The organism is Chamaesiphon sp. (assembly GCF_041737865.1).
Classification (GTDB): domain Bacteria; phylum Cyanobacteriota; class Cyanobacteriia; order Cyanobacteriales; family Chamaesiphonaceae; genus Chamaesiphon.
In genome coordinates, this window is the sequence record NZ_JBGSQZ010000129.1 from 1 (window position 1) to 8,003 (window position 8,003).

The window sequence follows — 8,003 nt, forward strand, 5'->3', positions numbered from 1 at the left end:
GTATAACCACTCGTCTAAGGATGCTGCTTCCCAGATTGGGTAGAAGTGAAGACCGATGGCATTAGATGAAGGAATAACTGCACCAGAGATGATGTTGTTACCGAACATTAAAGAACCAGCGACTGGCTCACGGATTCCATCGATGTCTACAGGAGGTGCAGCGATGAAAGCGATGATGAAACAGATGGTTGCGGAAAGCAATGTAGGAACCATCAGTACACCGAACCAACCAACATAAATGCGGTTCTCGGTGGATGTGGTCCAGCTACAAAAGCGTTCCCATACATTTGCGCTTTCGCGACGTTGTAAGGTAGTGGTCATTTGTTTATGATTGCGATGAATTTTCAAGGTGCGGTGTTGATTGCTCAACCCCATGACTCTATATTAAACCATGTATTGAGGTTTGTAAAGCTTTTTCACAAACTTCTTTTGGATTCTCATCAAAGTTCGCGATATCTGCCGATTTTTATACCAGTGCAGAGTCGCTAAAAGATATTGAGCGTAACCTTTTTAAGGGAATATGAATTCGGCTATAAAATCTACACATTAGCGGCTCAACCAGGCGGCCAAGTCATCATCCGCTTGCCTAGCAGATGTAAATGCAGGTGAAATACTGTCTGACCGCCATCGGTACCCGTATTAATCACGACTCGATAACCTTCATCTAATCCTTCCTGAGTGGCCACTTGCTTGACTGTTAACAAAAGGTGACCTAATAAAACGGCATCTGCGGCGGTGGCTTCCGCGATCGAGACGATTGGTTGTTTGGGGATCACTAATATATGTACTGGTGCTTGGGGATGAACATCGCGGAAGGCCAGGGCGAGATCGTCTTCATATACAATGTCCGCAGGAATTTCCCTACGGATGATTTTGCTGAAAATGGTTTCGTTCATAAAATCTAATAATTGGTGCGATGATCTTAACCACGATATTTAGATATTGAATAACGATCGCACCATGACTAATATAGTTAGACGGCACTTTTTGCAGTTGGTTGTAGCAAACTGACCAAATGACCATCAGGTGTACGGATGGCGGCGACTTTACCAAAAGAAGGTTCTCGAACACGACCTTCGAGGCTTGCGCCTAGTTGTTCTAGGGTAGCGATCGCACTTTGAATATCATCGACGTGGAAGCTCAAAATCGGAGAGGAGCCAGTTTCAGCATTTGATTCGGCTGCGTGGAGGGCGATTGTCGTGCCATTGGCATCTAATTCAGCCCATCCAGGGCTAGACATTTTTACTGGAAGTCCCAAGCCTTCACTGTAAAATTTCAGTGATGTCGGGATATTTTTGACCATCAACATAATGTGCTTAAATTCAGTTGCCATGACTTTTTCTCGATTTCGAGTGGGTTTACGTTTAGTATAAATCCCCTTTGACTGACAGGGACAGAGCGGGAACGGTCGCTATGAGTCTTTCGATCTAGACATTCAACTTTGATAACTCGGCGCGGGTTGACAACTTCTGCACCATCCAATCGCGTGCTTCACAGCATCGTTCGATCGATCCAGTTCGATCGAACGATTCATGGCAGGAAGTGAGATCTACCACCTAGGAATAAGATCGCTCAGAATCTTTACTCTATTATCAAGATTTATGTAGATAAGTTTAGAAAGATTTAATATTTGTATCTGAATACAAACAAATATTAACTTTTTCATTGCAAATTGTGTCGGATAACGCTGGGAACTCTCACCCCTATGGGATTTTCTGCTAAAACCAATAGAGAGCGACACCCCAATAAGCAGACGCTACAACAGGTCAGAAATTGTTTTCACTTACCTCCTGAAGTTACGGGATCGCACCCAAAAGTTCTTTTTTCCGAATTTACCCACCAGATTTTATTCCGTAGGAGCCTTCCCGCATGTTCACCAACGTCAAGTCCACCATTAGACATATCGCCCCCGACAATATCCAGGGCAGACAGTTATTAAAGGTGGTCTATGTCGTCTTAGAGCCACAGTACCAGAGTGCCATCTCTGCGGCTGTGAATGCCATTAACGACCACAACCCAAAAGTCGCGATCGAAATTAGTGGCTATCTCCTAGAAGAACTCCGCGATCCTGACAACTACGCAGCACTGCAAGAGGATGTTTCTCGCGCCAATATCTTCATCGCTTCACTAATTTTTATTGAAGATTTGGCTGAGAAACTAGTTGCGGCGGTCGAACCCTATCGGGATAGTCTAGATGTCGCGGTGGTGTTCCCTTCGATGCCCGCAGTGATGCGTCTGAATAAGATGGGGAGTTTCTCCCTCGCTACTTTGGGTCAATCCAAGAGTGCGATCGGTGAGTTCATGAAGAAGCGCAAAGCCAAGGCTGGCGCAGGTAGCTTCCAAGATGGAATGCTCAAGTTATTAAATACGCTCCCAAATATTCTCAAGTATCTGCCGATCGAGAAAGCCCAAGATGCACGAAACTTTATGTTAAGTTTCCAGTATTGGCTCGGTGGTACGCCTGAGAATTTGGAAAACTTCCTGCTGATGTTGGCGGATCGGTATGTCCTCAAAGAAGATGATACCCTCAATTCCACTGCTTCAGCCGGAGAAATTAAATATCAAGATCCTGTTACTTTCCCTGACATTGGGATCTGGCATCCGTTGGCTCCGCAAATGTTCGAGGATGTCAAGGAATATCTGAATTGGCAAAGTAGTCGTCGCAATGTCTCGATCGCCGATCCTAATGCACCCTGTATCGGTCTAGTATTACAACGCACCCACATCATCACAGGCGATGCAGCGCACTATGTCGCAGTCATCCAGGAACTAGAAGCAATGGGCGCGAAAGTCGTTCCCGTCTTCTCTGGTGGACTGGACTTCTCCAAGCCTTTGGAAGCCTTCTTCTTCGATCCGCTCGATAAAGATAATGCGATCGTCGATGCAGTCGTCTCCCTGACTGGATTTGCCCTAGTTGGCGGCCCAGCTCGTCAGGATCACCCCAAAGCGATCGATCTCCTCAAACGATTGAATCGTCCCTATATGGTGGCACTTCCGCTCGTCTTCCAAACTACTGAAGAATGGGAAGAAAGCGATTTAGGTTTGCACCCGATTCAGGTTGCCTTACAGGTAGCCATTCCTGAGCTAGACGGTGCGATCGAGCCAATCATCCTTTCAGGTCGCGATGGCATGACTGGGCGGGCAATTGCGCTCCAGGATCGGATCGAAGCGATCGCCGGACGCGCCATGAAATGGGCAAACCTGCGCCGCAAGCCAAAAGTAGACAAGAAAGTAGCGATTACGGTCTTTAGTTTTCCCCCTGATAAAGGAAACGTCGGTACAGCCGCTTATCTTGATGTATTTGGTTCGATCTTTGAAGTCATGCAGGGCATGAAGAAAGATGGCTATGATGTCCAGGATATCCCCGCATCGGCGAAAGAATTGCTCGAAGCCGTAATTAACGATGCTCAAGCTCAATATAATAGTCCCGAACTGAACGTTGCTTATCGGATGTCAGTGCCTGAATATGAAGCACTCACACCTTATTCTGAGAAACTTCACGAAAGTTGGGGGCCACCACCAGGAAACCTCAATAGTGACGGTCAAAATCTAGTTATCTACGGCAAGCACTTCGGGAATATCTTCATTGGCGTTCAGCCTACCTTCGGTTATGAAGGCGACCCGATGCGGTTATTATTCTCCCGTTCCGCGAGTCCTCACCACGGTTTCGCCGCTTACTATACCTACCTGGAAAAAGTTTGGGAAGCAGATGCAGTCCTGCACTTTGGTACTCACGGTTCGCTCGAATTTATGCCTGGTAAACAGATGGGGATGTCTAATGAGTGCTTCCCTGATAGTTTGATCGGGAATATTCCAAACCTCTATTACTACGCCGCGAATAATCCCAGCGAAGCGACAATTGCGAAACGTCGTTCCTATGCCGAAACTATTTCTTACCTGACTCCTCCGGCTGAAAATGCTGGACTCTACCGAGGATTGCAGGAACTCGGCGAACTCGTCGGCTCCTACCAGTCCTTGCGAGATGGCGGTCGTGGTGTCCAAATTGTCAACACAATTATGGACAAAGCGCGGATTTGTAACCTTGACAAAGATATCGTCCTGCCCGATGTTGATGCAGGGACAATGGAAATCGAAGCGCGAGATAATATCGTCGGCTCAGTCTATAGCCGCCTGATGGAAATCGAATCCCGCTTACTGCCCTGTGGACTTCACGTCATTGGTAAACCACCGACAGCCGAAGAAGCAGTCGCTACATTAGTAAATATAGCGTCACTCGATCGGGAAGAAGAAGGACTCAAAGGTTTACCTCGGATTATCACCGATAGTCTGGGACGAAATCTAGAAGAAGTCTATCAAAATAACGATCGCGGTATCCTCGCAGATGTCCAACTGTTGCAAGATATCACCCTCGCCATCCGCGAAGCTGTTACTTCGATTGTTACCCCCCGAATTAACGATGAAGGACGGATTTCCATCGTCGCTCGGTTGAACTTATTCAACATGGGGCCGAAAGAAGCTTGGGTCGAATCTCTCTACGCATCTGGCTATAAACAAGTCAATCTCGACGAGATCAAACCCCTATTCGCCTATCTCGAATTCTGCCTCAAACAAGTCTGTGCAGACAACGAACTCGCTGCACTGCTCCAAGGATTGGGCGGTGAATATGTCCTCCCAGGGCCAGGCGGCGACCCCATCCGCAACCCTGATGTCTTACCCACAGGTAAGAACATGCACGCCCTCGACCCTCAATCAATTCCGACCGAAGCCGCAGTGAAGTCAGCTAAAGTTGTGGTAGATCGGTTGCTCGATCGGCAGATGCGCGATAATAACGGTCAATATCCCGAAACGATCGCCTGTGTCCTCTGGTGTACAGATAACATCAAAACCTACGTCGAATCCCTCGCCCAAATCATGTGGATGGTCGGTGTCAAACCCGTCCCTGATGCCTTAGGTCGGATCAACAAACTCCAGATGATCTCCCTTGAAGAACTCGGTCGCCCCCGTATCGATGTGGTAATCAACTGTTCCGGCGTATTCCGCGACCTGTTTATCAACCAGATGAACCTGCTCGACCAAGCCGTGAAAATGGCCGCCGAAGCCGACGAACCCCTCGAAATGAACTTCATCCGCAAACATGCCCTCGCCCAAGCGGAAGAGATGGGAATTAACCTGCGCCAAGCAGCTACCCGCGTCTTCTCCAACGCCTCCGGTTCCTACTCCTCGAACGTCAACCTCGCGATCGAAAATGGCACCTGGGACAATGAAGCCGAACTTCAGGAAATGTACCTCGGACGCAAATCCTTTGCCTTCAGTGCTGACAATCCCGGCACAATGTCCCAAAACCGTCAAATCTTTGAAACCGCCCTCAAGACAGCAGATGTCACCTTCCAGAACCTCGATTCCTCAGAAATCAGTCTGACCGACGTATCCCACTATTACGACTCAGACCCCACCAAAATCGTCGCTAACCTACGGACAGACGGCAAAAAGCCCACCTCCTTCATCGCCGATACAACTACTGCTAACGCTCAAGTTCGTACCCTCTCCGAGACTGTCCGCTTAGATGCACGGACAAAGTTACTCAATCCAAAATGGTATGAGGGGATGCTCTCCCACGGTTATGAAGGTGTCCGCGAACTATCCAAACGGTTGGTAAATACCAGCGGTTGGAGTGCGACAGCAGGTGCAGTGGATAACTGGATCTATGAGGAAACCAATGACACATTTATCAAGGATGCGGACATGTGCAAACGGTTGATGGATCTCAATCCTAATTCGTTCCGTAAGATCGTTTCGACGCTGTTGGAAGTCAATGGACGTGGTTATTGGGAAACCAGTGCAGAGAATCTCGATAAGCTCCGCGACTTGTATCAAGAAGTTGAAGACCGAATTGAGGGTGTTGACTAGATAATAGCTCTATCCATATGAAACCCCTGTAGATCGCGAGGTCTACAGGGGTTTCAAGTAATCAAACACAACGACTAAGCGTGTCCAGCCACTTTAGATCCAGCGACAATACTACCAAAGCCTCCAACAGTAGCACCAATAGCGGGACACATTGGTGCTAGATATGCTGCTACTGGTGCAGCAAAAGGAGCTATAGCAACATCAACCACATAACACACTGTTACCGCACCCGCCGCCGCCCCAATCGTGCCACCAAATCCGTTCCAAAAACCTCCTACTACTTTTTCCACAATTGAGCCGTCATCAGCTAAAGCTGGACTGGCAAAACTATTGAGTAACAGCACACAACTTAGACAAATTGCAAATAAAAAACGGAAAAATTTTGTGACTAGCATAGTTTAGACTGTAGAAATGTGAGCTGAAGCTACACAAATAGCGATAATTACATGAACCTAACCTTAACTTATCAAAGATAAAATCGAATGCGATCGCAGTCACACCAAATAAATTAGTTTAATGTGGAGTGATGAAGAATGGAGTAAATTATCATTGCAGGGATTGAGTAGAGCCTATGGCGACGATGAACCAGAATACGAATTATTGGAAGCCAAGGAGTTTCGGAATAACAGATCGGGCCGTTATTAATTAATTTAACTTAGGATCGGCTAAATGCCACCAAACCATTCATAACCTTGCTCTTCCCAAGAGCCTTTACCGCCCTTAGGAATTTGGTTGGCAAAGGTGATTTTTGTTACCCATTTAGATAGTTTGTAGCCTAATTTTATTGGTGTAGCTAGACGTAATGGCGCACCATTTTCAGCAGGTAGAGGTTGCCCATTCATGCGATCGGCAAGCAGGGTTTGAGGATGCAGTGCGGAAGCGAGATCCCAACTTTCAGTATATTTATCTGCTGACTGAAATAAAACGTATCTAGCACTATCTTTTGGCTGTACCATTGTAGCTAGATCGCGCAATCTAAACCCGCCCCACTGGACGATCGCTGCCCAACCTTCGACGCAAACGTGTTGCATAATTATCGATGTTGGGGGGATTTGTTTTAGTGCTGTTAGATCTAGCTCGATCGGAAATTTTACTTCACCATCGATAGTTAAACGATACCGATCGGGGTCTATTTCGGGTGTGGTGTCGTAAGTATTCACGATGAGAGCTTTGGGATCGATCGCACTTTTTGGGAACTCAGGGATGAGCTGTTGGGGTTTGACAAGCAATTCACCAAACGATCGATTCAATGGATCGGATAGTTCGCCTACTTGGGCAGTAAATTCATTGCTACAACTACTAAGTAGATAACCCATACCAGACATCCCCAGGAGTTGAAGAGCTTGGCGACGATTGAGGTGGGAGGGGAGTTGAGGAGGCATAAAGATTAGTGGATGGTGAAATAAATTCAATATAAATCTTCAGGGTTGAAACATCGATCGAGTCAACCTCAAACCGCCAGCTCTAATCCCCATGATAATGTGCAACAAGACAAATAATAGTGAAATTGGCACAGTCAAAAAATGTACTGTGCGTAAAATTTGCCAATTGATAAATAACCTAGATAGCCAATGAAATTGAGCGGATTTATACATTGCCAATCCTGACACGATCGCCATTAGCAGTACGGGAATTAGTAAGATCTCAATAAATGCTGGTAAGCTGTCAAACATTTAAAACACTCTTTGTATCCTCTAGAAACCTTAACGTAAGGGATTCAGTCAAAAAATTTAGATGTAAAACAGCTTAGCCAAAAATCTGGTCGTGACAAAGACCACAAATAAATGTACTCGCGCAAATAGTTTCCGATAAAAAGTCTAGGTTAGAACGGGAATCTTCGCCGCAGCTTTAGCTCGAATCACATCGGATAACGATAGTACTTGCTCATCTCCATGTAATCTAGAAGTAAGATAATTCCAAAACGAAATCCCTAACTTCCGGCAAGTCTTTTTCAATCCAACGAAGGTATCTCTAGCTTTTCTGCCTAGTTCAGAACGTGTACCACCACTAATTTTTCGGCGAGTGACATATTCTCTAATATCGGTTTCTGCCGCATTGTTATGTAAGGGGAATTCTGGGCAATCTAGTACCTGTAATAGTTCAATCTTATGATTTCTGATTTGATTAAGGACACC

Annotated in this window: 8 protein-coding genes and 1 pseudogene; 2 read left to right on the top strand and 7 right to left on the bottom strand. The window is 46.3% G+C overall.

The window, feature by feature from the left end; genetic code table 11:
- The 3 genes and pseudogenes from ACEW9J_RS09190 to ACEW9J_RS09200 form a co-directional block, all read right to left on the bottom strand.
- Window positions 1-321, bottom strand: a pseudogene (locus tag ACEW9J_RS09190) (photosystem II q(b) protein); the annotation flags it as partial.
- Between the two features lie 233 nt (window positions 322-554).
- A complete protein-coding gene (locus tag ACEW9J_RS09195; RefSeq protein WP_373544832.1) occupies window positions 555-896 on the bottom strand; it encodes a histidine triad nucleotide-binding protein in 342 nt (113 codons plus the stop codon).
- 77 nt (window positions 897-973) lie between these two features.
- Complete coding sequence (locus ACEW9J_RS09200) at window positions 974-1,333, bottom strand: VOC family protein (RefSeq protein ID WP_373544833.1); 360 nt, start codon at window positions 1,331-1,333, stop codon at window positions 974-976.
- Window positions 1,334-1,869: 536 nt separating this feature from the next.
- On the opposite strand from ACEW9J_RS09200, the gene ACEW9J_RS09205 reads away from it, so the two are divergent.
- Window positions 1,870-5,868, top strand: coding sequence for a magnesium chelatase subunit H (locus tag ACEW9J_RS09205; RefSeq protein ID WP_373544834.1), 3,999 nt, complete (start codon window positions 1,870-1,872; stop codon window positions 5,866-5,868).
- 74 nt (window positions 5,869-5,942) lie between these two features.
- On the opposite strand, the gene ACEW9J_RS09210 is transcribed toward ACEW9J_RS09205, so the two are convergent.
- Window positions 5,943-6,263: a hypothetical protein gene (locus ACEW9J_RS09210; RefSeq protein WP_373544835.1), complete on the bottom strand. Its 321-nt coding sequence runs from the start codon at window positions 6,261-6,263 to the stop codon at window positions 5,943-5,945.
- 121 nt (window positions 6,264-6,384) lie between these two features.
- Between ACEW9J_RS09210 and ACEW9J_RS09215 the strand changes: the two genes are divergently transcribed.
- Window positions 6,385-6,513, top strand: a complete 129-nt coding sequence (locus tag ACEW9J_RS09215) for a hypothetical protein (RefSeq protein ID WP_373544836.1) — start codon at window positions 6,385-6,387, stop codon at window positions 6,511-6,513.
- A 20-nt stretch (window positions 6,514-6,533) separates the two neighbouring features.
- Here ACEW9J_RS09215 and ACEW9J_RS09220 read toward each other — a convergent pair whose 3' ends face one another.
- The 3 genes from ACEW9J_RS09220 to ACEW9J_RS09230 all read right to left on the bottom strand — a co-directional run.
- A complete protein-coding gene (locus tag ACEW9J_RS09220; protein WP_373544837.1) occupies window positions 6,534-7,250 on the bottom strand; it encodes a molybdopterin-dependent oxidoreductase in 717 nt (238 codons plus the stop codon).
- A 39-nt stretch (window positions 7,251-7,289) separates the two neighbouring features.
- Entirely contained in the window at window positions 7,290-7,541 is a 252-nt protein-coding gene (locus tag ACEW9J_RS09225; protein WP_373544838.1) for a hypothetical protein, read from the bottom strand.
- Between the two features lie 144 nt (window positions 7,542-7,685).
- On the bottom strand, window positions 7,686-8,003 hold a 318-nt coding region (locus ACEW9J_RS09230; RefSeq protein WP_373544839.1), incomplete at its 5' end, for a transposase.